The organism is Sphingopyxis macrogoltabida (genome assembly GCF_001314325.1).
Taxonomy (GTDB): Bacteria; Pseudomonadota; Alphaproteobacteria; order Sphingomonadales; family Sphingomonadaceae; genus Sphingopyxis; species Sphingopyxis macrogoltabida.
This window is the reverse complement of record NZ_CP009429.1, coordinates 2,447,107-2,463,604: the sequence shown is the minus strand read 5'-3', so window position 1 is coordinate 2,463,604 and position 16,498 is coordinate 2,447,107. Positions and strand designations below refer to the sequence as shown.

The following is a 16,498-nucleotide window of genomic DNA, read 5'->3' as shown; positions in this document are numbered from 1 at the left end:
TTCTATAGCGTGGAAAATGCGGCAGGGCGATAGTTGCGTTACAAGTTTTGAACAGATATTCCGTTTTTTCCGGATCAGCGGGGGAGAATGAATTTGACCGACATCCAGACCGCCCCCAGTTCGGCGGAAGAATTGCGCGCCGAGATCGTGAGCCGATACGAGACGCTGAGCAAGCGGCTCAAGCAGATCGCGCGCTATATCCTCGACGAGCCCAACGATATCGCGCTCGAAACGCTGGCGGTGATCGCCGATCGCTGCGGCGTCCAGCCGTCGGCCATCGTGCGCTTTGCCAAGAGTTTCGGGTTCGAGGGGGCGAGCCAGATGCAGCGGCTGTTCCGCGACGGGCTGCTCAGCAACAATGCCGCGCTCGGCTATTCGGAGCGCGTCCGTCAGCTCGACGAGGCGACGAGCGCGCAGGACGCCGAGCCTGCGAACCTGCTGTCCGAATTCGTCGAGGGCAACAGCCTCGCGATCCAGAACCTGCTCCAGACAGTCAGCGGCGCCGACATGCGCGCGGCGGTCGACCTGTTGATGGCAGCCGATACGGTGCATGTGACGGGTTTTCGCCGGTCGTTCCCGGTCGCGTCCTACATCGCCTACTCGCTGCTCCAGGCGGGCAAGCGCACCGTCTTCGTCGACGGGGTCGGCGGGCTCGGGGTGCAGCAGGCGCATGCGATCGGACCCGGCGACCTGCTCGTCGCGATCAGCTTTCACCCCTATTCCGAGGAGACGGTCGCGGTGGTCAATGCGGCGAGGGCCAATGGCGGCAAGGTGCTCGCGATCAGCGACAGTCTGGTCAGCCCGGTCGCCAAGCCCGCCGAGCATGTGCTGCAGATTCGCGAGGCCGAGGTGCGCAAGTTCCGCTCGCTGTCGGCATCGATGTGTCTTGCGCAGGCGCTGGTGATCAATTTCGCCTTCGAGGCGACGCGCACCGACGGCAAGGCGCGCGACAATGTGGGTACGTGAACGGGCATTCCATTTTCACGCCATCCTGAAACATATGTTGCAAACATTCTAAAAGTGGAATATGCGTTACAGATCAAGGAAGGATGGTCTGGAAAGCGATGGCGCAACAAGGGCATGAGGCGGGCGGGGAATGCCGGTTGGATATCGTCACGCTGGGGCGGGCGGGGATCGATCTTTATGGTGAGCAGATCGGCGGCCGGCTGGAAGATATGGCGAGTTTCGCCAAATATATCGGCGGCAGCCCGACGAATACCGCCATCGGCGCGTCGCGGCTGGGGCTGAAGGCGGGGCTGATCACCCGCGTCGGCGCCGACCATTTCGGGCGCTTCATCGTCGAGGAACTGAAACGCGAGGGTGTGTCGACGCGTGGCGTCCTGTCCGACCCCGACCGGCTGACCGCGCTGGTGTTCCTCGGTATCCGCGACCCTGACACTTTTCCGCTGATCTTCTACCGCGAGAACTGCGCCGACATGGCGCTCGTCGCCGACGATATCGACCCCGATTTCATCGCCTCGGCCGGCGCGCTGCTGATCAACGGCACGCATCTGTCGCAGCCCGGCGTGTTCGCGGCGAGCCTGACGGCGGCGACGCTGATGAAGGCGGCGGGCGGACGCGTCGTTTTCGATATCGACTATCGCCCGGTGCTGTGGGGCCTCGCGGGCAAGGACAATGGCGAGGACCGTTTCGTCGCCGATAGCGGGGTGACCGAAGCGCTGCAGCGCGTCCTGCCGCTGTGCGACCTGATCGTCGGCACCGAGGAGGAAATCCATATCCTCGGCGGCTCGACCGACACGCTGGCGGCCCTGCGCGCGATCCGGGAAAAGAGTGAAGCGCTGCTCGTCTGCAAGCGCGGCGCCGAGGGCTGCGCCGCCTTTCCGGGCGCGATTCCGGCGTCGCTCGACGACGGGGTGGTCGGGCGCGGCTTTCCGATCGAGGTGTTCAACGTGCTCGGCGCGGGCGACGCCTTCATGGCGGGTTTCCTGCGCGGCTGGCTGAAGGACATGCCGCTCGAAAAATGCTGCGAGATCGCCAATGCCTGCGGTGCGCTGGTGGTGTCGCGGCACGGCTGCGCCCCGGCGATGGCATCGTGGGAGGAATTGCAGCATTTTCTGGCCGGACAATGGCCGCACCGGCTGCGCGAGAGCGCCGAGCTGGAGCAATTGCACTGGTCGACGAACCGGCAGGGCGAGCGCGACGAGCTGACCGTGCTGGCGATCGACCATCGCAGCCAGTTCGACGACCTGCTCGCCGAGCTCGGCGAAGTCGATGAGGCGCGCGTCCATCATTTCAAGAATCTGGCGCTCGAAGCGCTGCACCGGCTGGCCGCGGGCGATCCCTGCTATGGTGTGCTGCTCGACGGCCGCTTCGGCGCGCGCGCGCTGGAGGCGGCGGCGGATCATCCTTACTGGATCGGGCGGCCGATCGAGGTGCCGGGGTCACGCCCGCTGCGCTTCGAGGGATCGCCCGATGTCGGCATGACCTTGCGCGACTGGCCGACGAACCATGTCGTCAAATGCCTCGTCTTCTATCACCCCGACGACGATGCCGAGATGCGCGCGGCGCAGGACCGGCAGATATTGCGGCTGTTCGACGCCTGCCGGCGGACGCGGCATGAGTTCCTGCTCGAAATCATCGCCTCGAAACACGGGCCGGTGAACAGCGGGACGATCGCCTCGGTCATCGACCATGTCTATTCGCTGGGCATCTATCCCGACTGGTGGAAGCTCGAACCGACGACCGACGCCGCCGCCTGGGCGGCGAGCGAGGCGGCGATCCTGCGCCACGATCCGCTGTGCCGCGGCATCGTGCTGCTCGGCCTGTCGGCACCGCAGGACGAGGTGCTGGCGGGGATCGTCGCCGCGGCGCCCTTTACGCTGGTCAAGGGATTTGCGGTCGGGCGCACGATCTTTCAGGATGTCGCGCAGCAGTGGCTGGCGGGTGCGATCGACGACGAGGCGGCGATCGGGGCGCTGGGCGAAAATCTGCGTGTCCTCGCCGACGGCTGGCGCGAGGCGCGCCGGGCGCGGGAGGCAGCATGAGCGATACGGTGCGATTGACGATGGCACAGGCGCTGTCGCGCTGGCTCGCGGCGCAGCGGGTCGAGATCGATGGTATAGAGCTGCCCTATTTTGCGGGCATGTGGGCGATCTTCGGCCATGGCAATGTCGCAGGCATGGGCGAGGCGCTGGCGGGGATGGAAGCGGCGCTGCCGACCTGGCGCGCCCATAATGAGCAGGGCATGGCGCACGCCGCGATCGCCTTTGCCAAGGCGAGCCGGCGGCAGCGCGCGATGGCGTGCACGACCTCGATCGGCCCCGGCGCGACGAACATGGTGACCGCGGCGGCGCTGGCGCACGTCAACCGGCTGCCGGTGCTGTTCCTGCCCGGCGACGTCTATGCGAGCCGCCGACCCGACCCGGTGCTCCAGCAGATCGAGGATTTCGGCGACGCGACGGTAGGCGCCAACGACTGTTTCCGCCCGGTGTCGCGCTATTTCGACCGGATCACGCGTCCCGAGCAGATAATTGACGCGCTGCCGCGCGCGATGGGCGTGCTCACCGACCCGGCGCTGTGCGGGCCGGTGACGCTCGCGCTGTGCCAGGACGTGCAGGCCGAGGCGTATGACTATCCGGTGGGCTTCTTTGCGCCGCGGGTGTGGCGTCAGCGGCGGCCGCGCCCCGATCGCGCCGAACTCGACGCGCTCGTTGCCGCGGTTCGGGGCGCGAAGGCGCCGCTGATCGTCGCGGGCGGCGGGGTGCTGTATGCAGGCGCCGAGACGGTGCTGGCCGAGCTTGCCGCCGCGACCGGCCTTCCGGTCGCCGAGACGCAGGCGGGGAAGGGCGCGCTGGCGTGGGATCACCGCCAAGCGCTCGGCAGCATCGGGGTGACGGGGACGAGCGCGGCCAATGCCGCCGCCGAAGCCGCCGACCTGATCGTCGGGGTCGGGACGCGGTTGCAGGATTTCACCACCGGGTCGCGGACCCTGTTCGCGGGCAAGCGGCTGGTCCAGATCAATGTCGCGGCGCCCGATGCGATCAAGCAGGAGGCCGAGGCGGTCGTCGGCGACGCGCGCGAGATACTCGAGGCGCTCGCCGAAGCGCTGGGCGGATGGCAGGTCGATGCGGCGTGGCGCGAGGCGAACCGCGGCGCGGTCGCCGAATGGAACAAGGCGTGGGACGCGGCGACCGCACCGGGCGAGACGTTGCCGTCCGACGCGCAGGTCATCGGCGCGGTGTGGCGGCAGGCGGGGGACGATGCGACCGTGGTGTGCGCCGCGGGCGGGCTGCCGGGCGAACTCCACAAGCTGTGGCGGAGCCACCGGCCCGGCGGCTATCATGTCGAATATGGCTTTTCGTGCATGGGATACGAGATCGCCGGCGGGCTGGGGGTCAAGATGGCCGACCCGGCGCGCGACGTCATAGTGATGGTCGGCGACGGCAGCTATCTGATGCTCAATTCGGAGCTCGCGACCTCGGTGATGCTGGGGCAGAAAATCACCGTCATCTTGCTCGACAATCGCGGTTACGGCTGCATCAACCGGTTGCAGCAAGGGACCGGCGGGCGGCCGTTCAACAATCTGCTCGCCGACGCGGCGCATGCGACGCTGCCCGAGATCGATTTCGCGGCGCATGCGCGGAGCCTCGGCGCGGCGGCCGAAAAGGTCGACGGGATTGCCGGGCTGGAAAGTGCGCTGGGGCGGGCGAAGGCGTCCGACACAAGCTATGTGATCGTCATCGATACCGATCCGATGATCACGACCGAAGCGGGCGGGCACTGGTGGGACGTCGCGGTGCCCGAAGTGTCGGGTCGCGCCGAAGTGCAGGCGGCGCGCCGCGCCTATGACGACAAGATCAAGGGAGAGAGGACATGACGATCCGCTGGGGTGTGAGCCCGATTGCCTGGTGCAACGACGATATGCGCGAGCTGGGTGGCGACACGAGGCTCGACGAATTGCTGACCGATGTCCGCGACATCGGGTTCGAGGGGGTTGAGCTGGGCAACAAATTCCCGCGCGATCCCGAGGCGCTGGCGCCGATCATGGCGGGGTACGGCCTCGACATCGTCGGCGGCTGGTATTCGTCGAACCTGCTCGTGCGCGATGCCGATGCCGAGATCGACGCGCTGGCGAAGCATCTGGCGCTGCTCGAATATATGGATTCGAGCGTCTTCATCCTCGCCGAGACGTCGAACGCGGTGCACGGCGACCGTTACGGCAGCCGGCTCGACACGCACCCGGTGCTGCCCGCCGCCGACTGGCAGCAGTTCGGTGAGCGGCTGAACACGGTGGCGCGTTTCATCAACGATCGCGGGCTGCGTTTCGCCTATCACCATCATCTCGGCACGATCGTCGAGACCAAGGATGAGCTCGAACGCTTTTTCGACGCGACCGGCGACCATGTCGGGCTGGTGCTCGACACGGGCCACGCGCTGTTCGGCGGGATCGAGCCGATCGACGTGATCAAGGCACGCCCCGAGCGCGTCACCCACGTCCATTGCAAGGACGTCCGCAATGCCAAATATGACGAGTTTCTCGCGAACGGCACCAGCTTCCTCAACGGCGTCGTCGGCGGCATGTTCACCGCGCCGGGCGACGGCGATTATGATTATGCCCCCTTCATGCGCGCGCTCGCCGACATGAATTATTCGGGCTGGATCGTCATCGAGGCCGAACAGGACCCGGCGATCGCCAACCCGCGCGAATATAGCCAGCTCGGGCTCGACACACTGAAGCGGCTGGCGCGCGAGGAGGCGCTGGTCTGATGTCGCTGCTCGTCCGCCCGCATGCGCCCGACGACGATGGCACGCTGCTCGACATCACGCCCGCCAGCGCGGGGTGGAAATATGTCGGCTTCCGCGTCGTCAGGCTGGCGGCAGGGGCGCGCTACAACCATGTCGAGGACGGGCGCGAGGCGTGCCTCGTCGTGCTGACCGGCACGGTGTCGGTCGACGCGGGCGGCGAGCGGTTCGAGGGGATTGGCGGGCGCGCGACGGTGTTCGACGGCGCCGCGTCCTCGGTCTATGTCCCCGCGGGGCATCGCTACACGATCGAGGCGGGCTCCGACGCCGAAATCGCGATCTGCACCGCGCCGGGCACCGGCGCGGGGGCGGTGCGGCTGATCCGGTCGGAGGCGGTCGAGGTGCGCGGCAAGGGCACCAACACGCGGCACGTACGCAATATCCTGTCCGACGCCGACGAGGCCGAAAGCCTGCTGGTCGTCGAGGTGATCACGCCGGGCGGTCACTGGTCGAGCTATCCGCCGCACAAGCACGACCGCGACGCGTTCCCTGAGGAAACCTTCCTCGAGGAAACCTATTACCACCGGCTGTCGCCGCCGCAGGGCTTTGCCTTTCAGCGCGTCTATACCGACGAGCGCGACATCGACGAAACGATGGCGGTCGAGGACGGCGACGTCGTGATGGTACCGCGCGGCTATCACCCCGTCGGCGCGCCGCACGGCTATGACCTTTATTATCTGAACGTGATGGCGGGCCCCCGGCGCAACTGGGTGTTCCGCAACGATCCCGCGCACGACTGGATCGTGCGCCAATAGAAAAACAGGTCGAGGGGAGAGGATCGATGCTGAAGTTTTTCGCGGCTGGGCCCGAGGTTCCGGTCGATACGGGCAGCGATATCGACGGCCGGTTCCGCCATTACCGGATGCGGATCATCGCCGCGATCACGCTCGCTTATGCGATCAGCTATATGTGCCGGCTGGCGATCAACATCGTCAAGAAGCCGCTGATCGATCAGGGCATCTTCACCCCGCTCGAACTCGGCATGATCGGGTCGGCGCTCTTCTATACCTATGCTGCGGGCAAGCTGGTCAACGGCTTCGTCGCCGACCACAGCAATGTGAAGCGGCTGTTCGCGGCGGGGCTGGTGCTGTCGGCGCTGTGCAATATCGCGATGGGCTTTTCGACTGTGTTCTGGGTCACGGTGATGATCTGGGGATTGAACGGCTGGTTCCAGAGCTATGGCGCGCCGTCGTGCGTCGTCGCGCTGGCGAGCTGGTTTTCGAACCGCGAGCGCGGGCGTTATTACGGCATCTGGTCGACCGCGCATTCGATCGGCGAGGGGCTGACCTTCGCGCTCGTCACCGCGCTGGTCGCGGCGGGCGGCTGGCACTGGGGTTTCTGGGGGCCGGGGATTGCGACGCTGATCGCCGCGGTCGCCGCCTTTTATGCGATGGTCGACCGCCCGCGCACGCTGGGTCTGCCGACCGTCGCCGACTGGCGGAACGACCATTATGCGGCCCCCGCCGAAGGGGCGCCCGAGCGCGGCGTGTTCGCGACGCAGCTTTCGATCCTTGCCATCCCGGCGGTGTGGGTGCTCGCGCTGGCGAGCGCCGCCAATTATGTGACGCGCTATGCGATCAACAGTTGGGGCATCCTGTATCTGCAGGAAGCGCGCGGCTTTTCGCTGGGCGAGGCGGGGGTGATGCTGACCGCGAGCACGCTGGCGGGGGTCGCCGGGGCGCTGGCCTTCGGTTTTATATCCGACAAATTCTTCGGGGCGCGCCGGCCGCCCGCCAATTTGCTGTTCGGGGTGGTCGAAATCATCGGCCTGCTGATCTTCTTCTATGGCCCGGAGGGGCATGGCTGGGTGCTACTCGGCGCGGTCCTGTTCGGGCTCGGCATGACCGGGCTGGTCACCTCGCTTGGCGGGCTGTTCGCGATCGACATCTGCCCGAAGCGCGTCGCGGGCGCGGCGCTGGGGATGGTCGGGGTGTTCAGCTATCTCGGCGCGGCGGTGCAGGAACAGGTGTCGGGGGCGCTGATCGACGCCAATATGCATGTCACGGGAAGTACACGCATTTATGATTTCGAGCCGGTGATCTGGTTCTGGATCGGCTGCTCGATCGTCGCGACTTTGCTCGCGACGACATTGTGGAACACGAAGCTGCGCGACTGAGGCAGCGCGACTGACGTGGCGCGATTGGGGACAGGATGATGATGGAACGACGCAAGCTCCTTTGGGGAACGGGAACGCTCGCCCTGCTCGCGGCATTGCCGCGCCGGCTCTACGCCGCCGCGATCGGCTATCCGCGGCTGCTCGACGGGCCGATGATCGGGGCGACGAGCCCGGGCAGCTTCACCGTCTGGTCGCGTGCGAGCGGCGCGTTCGGGGTCGCGGTCGAATATGCGACGCGCCGCGATTTCAGCGATGCGAAGACGACGGCGGCGGTTGCGGCGACGCAGGAGAACGACCTGTGCACCGCAATCGAGGTGAGGGGCCTTCAGCCCGACACCGAATATCATTACCGGATCAAGACCGACGGCATCGACGACCGGAACCTGCCGCTGCCGTTCCGTACCCGGACCGCGCCCGACCGCCCGCGGCCGATCCGCATCGCCTTCGGTTCCTGCGCGCGGGTGCAGCTTTACCCCGAACAGCCGGTGTTCGAGGCGGTCGCGGCGATGGAGCCCGACCTGTTCCTGTGGCTCGGCGACAATATCTATGCCGACAGCGACAGCGAGACCGCTTATTCGGCGCTCTATTCGCGCCAGCGCAATGTTTCGGCGCTGGTGCCGCTGCTGCGGTCGGTGCCGCAGCTCGCGATCTGGGACGACCATGATTTCGGTTACAACAACTCCGACCGCCACAATGTAGTGAAGGAGATGACGCACCGGCTGTTCCGGCGCTGGTGGGCGAACCCGCCGGGGGGAACGGCCGACACGCCGGGTATCTTCTTTCGCCACAGCTTCGGTCCGGTCGATATCTTCATGCTCGACGGACGGTATCACCGCGATCCGCCCGACCATCCCGACGGTCCCGCCAAGACGATGCTCGGCGCCGGGCAGAAGGCGTGGCTGAAGCGCGAGCTCAAGGCGTCGAAGGCGGTGTTCAAGATTCTCGTGTCGGGCACCGGCTGGACGCTCGCCGAAAAGGACGGCGATAGCTGGGCCAACTATCTTCACGAGCGGGACGAGATCCTCGACTTCATCCGCGACGAGAAGATCGCCGGCTGCCTCGGCATTTCGGGCGACGTCCATCAGGGCGAGGTCAATTGCGTGCCCTGGTCCGACAAGGGCGGCTATGATTTCTATGACCTCGTCAGTTCGGGGCTGGCGCAATATCTGGCGCCGAAGTTCGTCGACCAGCATCCCGAGGTGCGGCTGCGCCAACCTTTCGTGCGCAGCGCAAATTTCGGGCTGCTCGAATTCCATTTCGATCCCGAGCCGCGCGTCGAACTCAGCATCCGCGACGTGATCGGCGCGCCAGCGTCGGGCAAGCCGGTCGTCCTGCGCGCCGCCGATCTGGTCAACGGCAAGCAGAGCTGGCGCGCGGCGATCGATCCCGACGAGCTGGAACGGCGCGAGCGTGCCCTGCGCGGCGGCAGCTATTATGGAGGTGAGTGAGCGATGCGGTTCGAGATGGTGACGATTGCGCGCGACGAGTTCGAGGCGATGCGGGCAAGCCTGCCGTGCGCGACGCGCGAAGGGCTGTTCGAGACGTACCGGATCAGCCAGAATAGCTGGTACAAGCTGCGCGACGGTCAGCCGGTGAAGCGTGCGACGCTCGACCGGCTGCGCGAACGCTATCGCGAGGTGACCGGGGCATGACCAGGCCGGTGCTCAATATCGCCCTGATCGGCAGCGGCTTCATGGGGCGGGCGCATGCGCTGGCCTTTGCGGCAGCGGATCGCACCTTCGACCTGCCGCTGTCGCCGCGCGTGACGGTGCTCGCCGATCGCGATTTGCCGACGGCAACGGCCGCTGCGGCGTTGCTCGGCATTCCCAACGCGAGCGGCGACTGGCGCGAGGCAATCGCCGACGCATCGATCGACATGGTGGCGATCGCGACCCCGAACCTGCTGCACGCTCCGATCGCGATCGCCGCGCTCGAGGCTGGGAAGGCGGTCTATTGCGAAAAGCCGCTGGCGACGACGATTGCGGAGTCCGAGGCGATGACCGCAGCGGCCGCATCGGGGCGGCCAACCGCGGTCGGCTTCACCTATCTCTACAACCCGATGATCGCACTGGCGCGCGAGCTGATCGCCGAGGGCGAGATCGGCGAGGTGACGGCGTTTCGCGGCATTCATGCCGAGGATTTCATGGCGTCGGCCGACGCGCCGTTCAACTGGCGCTGCGAGCCCGATCAGGCGGGCGGCGCGCTCGCCGATATCGGCAGCCATATCATCGCGATGGCGAAGCATCTGGTCGGCGATATTGCGTCGGTATCGGGGCGGCTCTACACCGCTTATCCGGTGCGCCGCGATGCGCAGGGGAATGACCGGGCGGTGACGGTCGACGACCAGATGGACGCGGTCGTCGCCTTTGCGAATGGTGCGACCGGGACGCTGGCGGCGAGCTGGATCGCGAGCGGACGCAAGATGGGGCTGGCGTTCGAAATCAGCGGCACGAAGGGATCGATCAGCTTCACGCAGGAACAGTTCAACGAGCTGAAGCTCTACCGGTCGGGGCCGGGGCGGACCAACGGCTTCACGACGATCTGCGCCGGGCCCGAGCATGGCGATTACGGTGCCTTCTGTCCCGCGTCGGGGCATCAGATCGGCTATAACGACCTGAAGACGATCGAGGTCAAGGCGGCGGTCGAGGCCGCGGCGGGGCTGCCGTCGGCGGCAAAGAGCTTTGCCGATGCGTTGGCGGTCGAGAAGGTCGCCGATGCGATCCGGCGCTCGCACCGCGAGGGGGGCTGGGTGCGGCCCTGAGGGGGCCGGGTTAGCGGGCGGAAGCGGACATAAGGAAATAACCGTCGCCCCCGCGCAGGCGGGGGCCGCTGGAGACCTGTTCCCGCACCGCTGCGTAAACTGACAGCGGCCCCCGCCTGCGCGGGGGCGACGGTTAGGGAACATCCGCTCCCCACCCCAAAGCCGTAATCGCGGCAGCCTAAACCCGCGCCAGCGCCGCCAGCAACCCCGCATGAATCGCCGGCGTCGATGCCAGCACGGTCCCGTTCATCAGATCGAGCTCGCCGCCGCGCGTGTCGGTGACCACGCCGCCGGCCTCGCGGACGATGACGACGCCCGCGGCCATGTCCCACGCGCTGACGCTCTGTTCCCAATAGGCGTCGTGGCGGCCGCAGGCGACCCATGCCATGTCGATGGCGCCGGCGCCGAGGCGGCGGATGCCGGTGACGCGCGGGGTCAGCCGTTCCATCTCGGCGTAAAACTGGTCGTGGTCGGGCTTGGTCGCAAAGGGAATGCCGACCCCGAGCACCGATTCTTCGATCGTAGTGCGCGGTGAAATTGCGATGCGTTTTTCGCCGAGCCAGGCGCCGCTGCCGGTCTCCGCCCAGAAAAGTTCATTCATCGCAGGAACATAGGTAACCCCGGCGATGACATCGCCTTGTCGCGCGAGCGCAATATTGACCGCGAAGAGTGGGGATCCTGTCAGGAAGTTGGTTGTACCGTCCAGCGGATCGACCACCCACACATGGTCGGCGTCGCGGCCGGGCGTCAGCCCGCCTTCTTCCCCGAGGAAGCCGTAATCGGGGGCATGGGCCATCAGGTGTTCGCGCACGGTGGCCTCGGCCCGAAGATCGGCCTCGGTGAACATGTCGGCGGCGCCGGCCTTGCTGTGGATCGTGAGCGTCGCAATGCGCTCGCGGTCGGCGATCAGTCCTTCGCCCGCGGCGTGAGCGGCGGCGATCATGGCGGAAATAAGGGGTGACATCGTCATGGAATGAATATACGTTCTGTTTTTAGATAAAGATAGAAAAATTATTCTGAAATGGCATTCGGAGTGCGCCGTCACGCGGTGAGGGCGCCATAATCGACAACAGAGGGAGGGTTTGAGTGAAAACGAGCTTGTTCGCAATCGCCGCCGTGCTGGCGGGCGTGTCGGCCGCAGGTGCCGCCGCACAGGAAGCCGCACCGGTCCGCACCGTCGCCGCATCGGCGGAGACACAGGCGACGCAGGGATCGGGCGCCGATGGCGCGGTCGTCGTCGCCGATCCGGGCGATCCGTCGCGTTCGCTGATCCTCGCCGGCGCCGAATCGGCAGGCGTCGACGTCTTCGACCTGAAGGGACAGCGCGTCGCGACGCACAAGGTCGGCAACATCCGCGGCCTCGACCTGCGCGCCAAGGCCGCGCCGGGCGGGGCGCCGCTGCTCGCGGCGCTCGACGGCAAGGACAATGCGCCGAAATTCTTCCGCGTCGGGGCCGGCGGCGTGCCGGCGGCGCTGACGCTGGCCGGGATCAAGCCCGAAATGACCGTTGCGAGCCTCTGCTTCTCGCGCAGCCACCGCGACGGCACGCTCTATCTGTTCCTCGCCGGCGACAAGGGCGAGGTCGAGCAATGGGGGCTGTCGGCCGATGCGTCGGGGGCGATGAACGGACGGATTGCGCGGCGCTGGTCGCTGGGTTCCGAAATCAAATATTGTGCCGCCGACGATCGCGGTTCGGTCTATTTCTCGCAAGAAGCGGTCGGCGTGTGGCGTTTCGCCGCCGAGCCCGAGGCCGAAATCACGCCCGAGATCGTCGATATCGTCCGCCTCGGCCATATCACCGAGGAAGCGAAGGGCGTTGCCGTCGCACCCGATGGCCGGCTGCTCGTCTCGGACGCCTCGGCGAACCGGCTGAATATCTATGACCCCGCCGACGATTATGCCTATCTCGGCTCGGTCGCGCTGGCGGCCGGGAACGACGCGGTCGAGGATGCGGGCAGCATCACCGTCGCCGGGCCCGTGGTGGTCGTCGCCGACGACGACAATTCGCCCGAGCTGCCCAATTTCAAGATCGCGAGCTGGTCGGCGCTGCTCGCCGCGGCGGGGATAGCCGAACGGCCGGCGATGGCGGCGCCCGAGACGATGCCGCTCGCGCTGGCGACGGTCGAGACCGACCCGGTCGAAACCGGCGGCGATGCGGCCGACGACCCGGCGATCTGGATCAACCCCGTCGACCCCGCGCAAAGCGTGATCATCGGGACGCAGAAGCAGTCGGGGCTCTATGTCTATGGCCTCGACGGCAAGCAGATCCAGTTCCTGCCCGACGGGCGGATGAACAATGTCGACCTGCGCAGCGGTTTCCGCCTCGGCGGGCGCGAGGTGACGCTGGTGACCGCGAGCAACCGCACCACCAAGGGCATCTCCATCTATACGATCGACCCCGCGACGCGGATGCTGACCGACGTCGCCGACGGGCTGCAGGATACCGGCTTCGACGATCCCTATGGCCTGTGCATGTATCGCAGCGCGAAGACGAAGAAGACCTATGTCTTCGTCAACCAGGGCGACGGCAAGATGCGCCAGTGGGAACTGGTCGCGACCCCGGCGGGCAAGGTGCGCGCGAAGCTGATGCGCGATCTGCCGTTCGGAAGCCAGGTCGAAGGCTGCGTCGCCGACGACGAGACGGGGATGCTCTATACCGGCGAGGAAGATGTCGGCGTCTGGCGTGAGGGCGCCGAACCGCGCGGTGGACCGGCGCGGACGATGCTGGCGAAGGTCACCGACAATCCCGCGCTCAAAGACGATATGGAAGGCATCGGGTTGTACGCGCAGGCGGACGGCAAAGGCTATCTGGTCGTGTCGAGCCAGGGCAACGACAGTTATGCGGTGTTCCGGCGCGAGGGCGATAATGAATATGTCGGATCGTTCCGCATCGGCGCCGACATGGCGGCGGGCATCGACGGCGTGTCCGAAACCGACGGGCTCGACGTCACCAGCATGGCGGCGGGTCCAGCCTTCCCGAACGGCCTGATGGTCGCGCAGGACGGCCGCAACGTGTCGCCGCCCGAGCATCAGAATTTCAAGCTGGTGCCGTGGGAACGGATCGCCAAGGCGCTCGGCCTCGACGCCGCACCGCGCTGATTTTCCCCTGCCGCCGCTGCGCCCTTTCCCCTTGGGCGCAGCGGCGGTTTCTTCAGGCGACCGGGTAGGGCGCCAGCGTGCTGCGGTTGTGGTCGACCGCGACCGCGCGGCCGATCGGCGGGAAGGCGCGCTGCGCGCAGCCGGTGCGTTCGCATATCTTGCAGCCGGCGCCGATCGGCGTCGCCGCGGCCGGATCGGCGAGGTCGAGCCCGCGCGAATAGACGAGCCGTCCGGCGTGGCGGATGTCGCAGCCGAGCCCGACCGCGAAGCTCTTGCCCGGTTCGCCATAGCCGCCGCTCGGCGTGCCCACGGTGCGCGCGATCCACAAATAGGTGCGCCCGTCGGGCATCTGCGCGATCTGGGTCAACAGCTTGCCCGGCTGCGCAAAGGCTTCGTGGACATTCCACAGCGGGCAACTGCCGCCGACGCGGGAGAAGTGGAAGTCGGTTGCCGACTGGCGTTTCGAGATATTGCCGGCGCGATCGACCCGCACGAAGAAGAAGGGCACGCCGCGCGCATCGGGGCGCTGGAGCGTCGACAGCCGGTGACAGATGGTTTCGAAGCCGACGCCGAAGCGCCGCGCCAGCCGCTCGATATCATAGGCCTCCGCCTCGGCGGCCGCGAGGAAATCGCCATAGGGCAGGAGCAGCGCGCCGGCGAAATAATTGGCGAGCCCGACGCGCGCGAGCTGACGCGCCTCCTCGCCCTGCAGGATGCGGTCGTCGGCAAGCCGGTCGATCGTCGCGGCAAGTTCGATGAAGGCGAGCTGGGTCGCCATCTGGAACGCCTGCTGCCCCGGGGTGAGGTCGGCGGCGATGTGGAGAGTGCGGGTCGCGGGGTCGAAGCGGCGCTGGGTGCCGTTGCCGTCGGCGAAGATCGTCTGGATCGCGTGGCGGTCGCGCAGCCAGGTCTGCAGCCCGGCGTGTGCGCTATGCGGGCTGAGCCCGGCGGCGGCGTAGAGCCGTTCGGCGGCTTTGTCGAGCGGTTCGACATGGTTGTGGCGCGCGTAGAAGAAGTCGCGCACCTGCTCGAACGGCATCCGCGCGGGGGCATCGGCGAGCCATTCGTCGCCGAGCTGCGCCGCCATCGCTTCGCTTCGCTCGGCCGCCTCGCGGTAGCGGCGGTGCAGCGCGACGAGCGTCCGTCCGACCGCGGGCATGTTCATCGCGACTTCGCGGACCTCGGCGAGCGAGACGTCTTCGCTTCCCTCGGCGAGCGCGTCGCGGAGTTCGGTGATCAGCCGCGCTTCCTCGTCCTCCGAGAAGAGCTGGACGTCGATACCGAACACCGCGTTGATCTTGAGCAGTACCGGGACGGTGAGCGGGCGCTGATTCTGTTCGAGCTGGTTGAGATAGCTCGGCGAAATGCCGAGCGCGTTGGCGAGCTCGACCTGCTTGAGCTTGCGTTCTTCGCGCAGACGGCGGAGGCGGACCCCCATGAAGGCTTTACGCATGGCAGACCCTTGTCTTCGCAATCTTTGCAAAATCGGCGATCCATGTTCGCAAATATTTACAAAAATGCCTGTTTTACGTCACTTATTGGGTCTTCGCATATTGTAAAAATTGTGGGACGGCAAGGTCGGGTCGGGTGCTATTTTGGGGATCGGTTGGACCGCTGACGGCTGGAAGTGAACCTCTTCTCATCGTCACCCCGGACTCGATCCGGGGTCCATGACTTCGATGCCGCAGTGGATTCCGGATCAAGTTCGGGATGACGAAGGCGGGTGAAGCACCGCCCGCTCCCACCCCCAGGCCGCCTTCCATAGGATCGGGCCATGGCGACTCCCCAGCCGCCATGGCCCATCGTCCGTCCGGACGACAAACGATTGCGGTCAGGCGTCCTGCGGCATCGCCTGCGGGACGATCGTCCGGACGATGCTGGCGTCGAGTTCCTCGAACGCGTGGAGGCCGATGGTGTCGTAGAGCTGCTGGCGCGTCTGCATATGGTCGATCATCTTGTGGGTGCCGCCATGGGCCTTGAGCGAGGTGTAGAGATCGGCCTGCGCCTTGTTGGCGACGCGGAGGCTGGAGACGGGCCAGATCACCATCTTGTAACCCATCGCCTCGAACTCGCCGGCGGTGAAGAAGGGCGTCTTGCCGAATTCGGTCATATTGGCGAGCAGCGGCACATCGGGCAGCGCGGCGGCGAACTTCTCGAACATCTCGCGGGTGACGAGCGCTTCGGGGAAGATCGCATCGGCGCCGGCTTCGACATAGCGTCTGGCGCGCGCGACCGCGGCGTCGAAGCCCTCGACTCCGGCGGCATCGGTGCGCGCGACGATGACCAGATCGCGGCTTGCCTTCTTCGCCGCCGCGACCTTGGCCGCCATCTCGTCGGCGGGGACGAGATGCTTGCCGTTGAGATGACCGCATTTCTTGGGGAGAATCTGGTCCTCGAGATGGACCGCCCCCGCGCCGGCATCCTCGAAGCTGCGGACCATGTGCATGACGTTGAGCGCCTCGCCATAACCGGTGTCGCCATCGACGAACAAAGGCAGGCCGGAGGCGCGGGCGATCTGGCGGACGAAGAAGGCGACCTCGTCGACGGTGATGATGCCGAGATCGGGGAGCCCCATCGAAGCGGTCATCGCGGCGCCCGAGAGATAGAGGCCGTCGAAGCCCGCCGCCTTCGCCTGCAGCGCGGCATGGCCGTTGTGCGCGCCGGGAAGCTGGTAGATGCCGGGGCGGGCGAGCGCCTCGCGGAAGCGCCGGCCGGCGGTTTCGTGCGGCAGGTCGCGGGCGATCAGATAGGGCATGGGG

13 protein-coding genes are annotated in these 16,498 nt (G+C 66.8%); 10 read left to right on the top strand and 3 right to left on the bottom strand.

The genetic code is table 11. From position 1 onward, the window contains the following. Positions 1–93 precede the first annotated feature (93 nt). The 9 genes from LH19_RS12255 (at position 94) to LH19_RS12215 (ending at position 10,640) form a co-directional block, all read left to right on the top strand. Entirely contained in the window at positions 94–966 is an 873-nt protein-coding gene (locus LH19_RS12255) for a MurR/RpiR family transcriptional regulator (RefSeq protein WP_201258429.1), read from the top strand. Positions 967–1,064: 98 nt separating this feature from the next. Continuing rightward, positions 1,065–3,005 (top strand): bifunctional 5-dehydro-2-deoxygluconokinase/5-dehydro-2-deoxyphosphogluconate aldolase, encoded by a 1,941-nt coding sequence (locus LH19_RS12250; protein WP_054733456.1) that lies wholly within the window; start codon positions 1,065–1,067, stop codon positions 3,003–3,005. After that, positions 3,002–4,837: a 3D-(3,5/4)-trihydroxycyclohexane-1,2-dione acylhydrolase (decyclizing) gene (iolD, locus tag LH19_RS12245; protein WP_054728283.1), complete on the top strand. Its 1,836-nt coding sequence runs from the start codon at positions 3,002–3,004 to the stop codon at positions 4,835–4,837. The genes LH19_RS12250 and iolD overlap by 4 nt, the downstream gene beginning before the upstream one ends. Then, entirely contained in the window at positions 4,834–5,727 is an 894-nt protein-coding gene (iolE, locus tag LH19_RS12240) for a myo-inosose-2 dehydratase (protein WP_054728281.1), read from the top strand. Before iolD ends, iolE begins: the two co-directional genes overlap by 4 nt. Next, positions 5,727–6,518: a 5-deoxy-glucuronate isomerase gene (gene iolB, locus LH19_RS12235; protein ID WP_054728278.1), complete on the top strand. Its 792-nt coding sequence runs from the start codon at positions 5,727–5,729 to the stop codon at positions 6,516–6,518. Before iolE ends, iolB begins: the two co-directional genes overlap by 1 nt. Before the next feature lie 26 nt (positions 6,519–6,544). After that, positions 6,545–7,879, top strand: coding sequence for an MFS transporter (locus LH19_RS12230; RefSeq protein ID WP_054728276.1), 1,335 nt, complete (start codon positions 6,545–6,547; stop codon positions 7,877–7,879). 35 nt (positions 7,880–7,914) lie between these two features. Continuing rightward, positions 7,915–9,327 (top strand): alkaline phosphatase D family protein, encoded by a 1,413-nt coding sequence (locus tag LH19_RS12225; RefSeq protein WP_054728275.1) that lies wholly within the window; start codon positions 7,915–7,917, stop codon positions 9,325–9,327. Between the two features lie 3 nt (positions 9,328–9,330). Further along, positions 9,331–9,531 (top strand): hypothetical protein, encoded by a 201-nt coding sequence (locus tag LH19_RS12220; protein ID WP_054728273.1) that lies wholly within the window; start codon positions 9,331–9,333, stop codon positions 9,529–9,531. Continuing rightward, positions 9,528–10,640 carry a Gfo/Idh/MocA family protein gene (locus LH19_RS12215; protein WP_054728271.1) on the top strand — a complete coding sequence of 371 codons (1,113 nt, stop codon included), beginning with the start codon at positions 9,528–9,530 and terminating at the stop codon, positions 10,638–10,640. Before LH19_RS12220 ends, LH19_RS12215 begins: the two co-directional genes overlap by 4 nt. Before the next feature lie 178 nt (positions 10,641–10,818). On the opposite strand, the gene LH19_RS12210 is transcribed toward LH19_RS12215, so the two are convergent. Then, on the bottom strand, positions 10,819–11,610 hold the full coding sequence (locus tag LH19_RS12210) for an inositol monophosphatase family protein (RefSeq protein ID WP_054728269.1): 792 nt from the start codon (positions 11,608–11,610) through the stop codon (positions 10,819–10,821). Positions 11,611–11,726: 116 nt separating this feature from the next. Here LH19_RS12210 and LH19_RS12205 point away from each other — a divergent pair, with 116 nt between their 5' ends. Then, a complete protein-coding gene (locus LH19_RS12205; RefSeq protein ID WP_054728267.1) occupies positions 11,727–13,739 on the top strand; it encodes a phytase in 2,013 nt (670 codons plus the stop codon). A gap of 52 nt (positions 13,740–13,791) precedes the next feature. On the opposite strand, the gene LH19_RS12200 is transcribed toward LH19_RS12205, so the two are convergent. Then, the gene (locus LH19_RS12200; RefSeq protein WP_054728265.1) at positions 13,792–15,192 is read right to left on the bottom strand and encodes a short-chain fatty acyl-CoA regulator family protein; all 1,401 of its coding nucleotides are present in this window, start codon (positions 15,190–15,192) and stop codon (positions 13,792–13,794) included. Positions 15,193–15,570: 378 nt separating this feature from the next. Further along, positions 15,571–16,494 (bottom strand): methylisocitrate lyase, encoded by a 924-nt coding sequence (prpB, locus tag LH19_RS12195; RefSeq protein WP_054728264.1) that lies wholly within the window; start codon positions 16,492–16,494, stop codon positions 15,571–15,573. Between the last annotated feature and the right edge of the window lie 4 nt (positions 16,495–16,498).

Excerpts from the sequence above, each read along its gene's own strand:
- LH19_RS12210 (WP_054728269.1), bottom strand. The coding sequence starts at position 11,610 with ATGACGATGTCACCCCTTATTTCCGCCATGATCGCCGCCGCTCACGCC.
- iolD (WP_054728283.1), top strand. The coding sequence starts at position 3,002 with ATGAGCGATACGGTGCGATTGACGATGGCACAGGCGCTGTCGCGCTGG.
- LH19_RS12200 (WP_054728265.1), bottom strand. The coding sequence starts at position 15,192 with ATGCGTAAAGCCTTCATGGGGGTCCGCCTCCGCCGTCTGCGCGAAGAA.
- LH19_RS12230 (WP_054728276.1), top strand. The coding sequence starts at position 6,545 with ATGCTGAAGTTTTTCGCGGCTGGGCCCGAGGTTCCGGTCGATACGGGC.
- iolB (WP_054728278.1), top strand. The coding sequence starts at position 5,727 with ATGTCGCTGCTCGTCCGCCCGCATGCGCCCGACGACGATGGCACGCTG.
- prpB (WP_054728264.1), bottom strand. The coding sequence starts at position 16,494 with ATGCCCTATCTGATCGCCCGCGACCTGCCGCACGAAACCGCCGGCCGG.
- iolE (WP_054728281.1), top strand. The coding sequence starts at position 4,834 with ATGACGATCCGCTGGGGTGTGAGCCCGATTGCCTGGTGCAACGACGAT.
- LH19_RS12225 (WP_054728275.1), top strand. The coding sequence starts at position 7,915 with ATGATGATGGAACGACGCAAGCTCCTTTGGGGAACGGGAACGCTCGCC.
- LH19_RS12220 (WP_054728273.1), top strand. The coding sequence starts at position 9,331 with ATGCGGTTCGAGATGGTGACGATTGCGCGCGACGAGTTCGAGGCGATG.
- LH19_RS12215 (WP_054728271.1), top strand. The coding sequence starts at position 9,528 with ATGACCAGGCCGGTGCTCAATATCGCCCTGATCGGCAGCGGCTTCATG.
- LH19_RS12250 (WP_054733456.1), top strand. The coding sequence starts at position 1,065 with ATGGCGCAACAAGGGCATGAGGCGGGCGGGGAATGCCGGTTGGATATC.